We start from the raw sequence: 391 nt of genomic DNA on the forward strand, positions 1-391 counted from the left end.
GGATAAGCTACTGCTGTATCATTAAATGCAAACAGCAGCTGATGTTTCTCTTCCTCTGATAAGTAATCAAATGTGCTTAAAGACTGGTCAGTGTTTTGCGCGAACTCATTGATCAATTTATCAAAATGATTTACCAGCTGCTTAAGCGATGTTTTATCGTAACGATTGGTATTGTATGTGATTGCTATTTTTAATGAAGCGGGCGAGGGAGAAATTATTATATTGAAATCATAATTGTTTTGGTCAGTGAATTCTATTGATTCTATGAACAGCCCTTCTTCACCTGGCGTATTGAATACACCCTCGCCTTCCAGATCCTTTACGGCAAAGTTCTCAAAGATCATTATATGACTCATCAGGTCCATGCCCAGTTCACTCTGGGACTGAACCT

The 391-nt window shown here is 38.6% G+C and carries 1 protein-coding gene; it reads right to left on the bottom strand.

Features of this window, described 5'->3' with window-relative positions; all coding sequences use genetic code 11:
* The coding region (locus A4R26_RS14325; protein ID WP_133054672.1) for a condensation domain-containing protein at positions 1–391 on the bottom strand (391 nt) is incomplete at both ends.

Source organism: Niastella populi, from assembly GCF_002078015.1.
Taxonomy (GTDB): Bacteria; Bacteroidota; Bacteroidia; order Chitinophagales; family Chitinophagaceae; genus Niastella; species Niastella populi.